Genomic DNA, 1,358 nt, shown 5'->3' with positions numbered 1-1,358 from the left:
CCGTGGGCCTGGCCCTGCTGCTGGGCCTGGTGGGCGAACCCCAGCTGCTCCAGGCCGATCTGCTGGCCGAACGGCGCCTGCACCAGCCCCTGGCGGCGGTGGGGCTGCTGGAGCGCTCCAGCGGCCTGGTGGGCGCCCCGCCCCCGTCGGCCCTGGAGGTCGCCGCCGACACCGCCTCGGTCCGGCCGCCCCTGGCCGAGCTGATGAAGCACGCCAGCCAGGAGTTCCTCTATCTCTCGCTGCTGCTGGTGATGGGCAGCGTCATCGCCGCCCTCGTTCAATCCTTCGTTCCCCGCAGCTGGCTGCTGGCGGTGGGCGGCGCCCCCACCCTCTCGATCCTGGCCCTGATGCTGCTGGCCCTGGTGGTGTCGGTGTGCTCGAGCGTGGATGCGTTCCTGGCCCTCAGCTTCGCCGCCCAGGTCACCCCCGGGGCCCTGCTCGCCTTCCTGCTCCTGGGCCCGGTGATCGACCTCAAGCTGGTCAGCCTGCTCGGGCTGCTGTTCCGCCCCCGCGGCCTGGTGCTCACCACCGCCGGGGCCGCCCTGATGGTGCTGCTGATCGGCCAGGGGGTGAACCTGTGGCGCCTGTGACTCCCGTGATCCCCCCTCCCCTGCAGCGGGCCGCCCTCTGGCGCGCCGCCAGCCTCGGCCTCTGGGCCCTGGTGCTGCTTTACAGCAGCGTCGACGGCCGCCTCGATCTGCTGCTGCGGGCCGTGTTCCACCCCCTGGTGGCCCTGGCCGGCCTGCTGCTGCTGCTCGTCGCCCTGCTGCAGCTGCGCCTGGCCTTCGGCGCCGGCCGGCAGGAGCGGGGCGACCGGCGCCAGGCCCGCACCCTGCTGCTCACCACCGCCATCGCCCTGCTGGTGCTGCTGCTGCCGCCGGCCCCCTCCTTCGCCGATCTGGCCGGCCAGCGCCCCCGCGACGAGACCGCCGAAAGCGAACTCAGCTTCGTGCTGCCGCCCGCCCAGCGCAGCCTCACCGACTGGGTACGGCTGCTGCGCAGCCAGCCCGATCCCAAACTGTTCGCCGGCGATCCGGTGCGCATCAGCGGCTTCGTGCTGCCCATGGAGGGCGAACCGCCCCAGCTGGCCCGGCTGCTGGTGCGCTGCTGCCTGGCCGATGCCTCCCCGGTGGGGCTGCCCGTCGCCTGGCCCGCCGGCCAGGCCCCCTTCCCCGCCGACCAGTGGCTGGCCATCGACGGGGTGATGGGTCTCAAGCCGGCCCCCGGCGGCGGCGAGCGGCTGGAGGTGGTTCCCAGCCGCATCCGGCCGATCCCCCGGCCCGCCCGGCCCCTGGAACCATGACCCCTCGCTTCCGCCTCCCCTGGGCCGGCCCCCTGCCGCTCACCCTGGCCCTGGC

Annotated in this window: 2 protein-coding genes; both read left to right on the top strand. The window is 74.7% G+C overall.

From position 1 onward, the window contains the following. Positions 1-590: permease (locus VB737_RS16765; protein WP_500314636.1), on the top strand; the 590-nt coding region annotated here is incomplete at its 5' end. Between the two features lie 5 nt (positions 591-595). Continuing rightward, positions 596-1,303 carry a TIGR03943 family putative permease subunit gene (locus tag VB737_RS16760; protein ID WP_500314634.1) on the top strand — a complete coding sequence of 236 codons (708 nt, stop codon included), beginning with the start codon at positions 596-598 and terminating at the stop codon, positions 1,301-1,303. Positions 1,304-1,358: the final 55 nt, after the last annotated feature.

The sequence above is a fragment of the Synechococcus sp. BA-120 BA3 genome (assembly GCF_034931285.1).
Lineage (GTDB): Bacteria > Cyanobacteriota > Cyanobacteriia > PCC-6307 > Cyanobiaceae > Cyanobium.
This window is presented reverse-complemented; position numbering and strand designations above follow the sequence as displayed.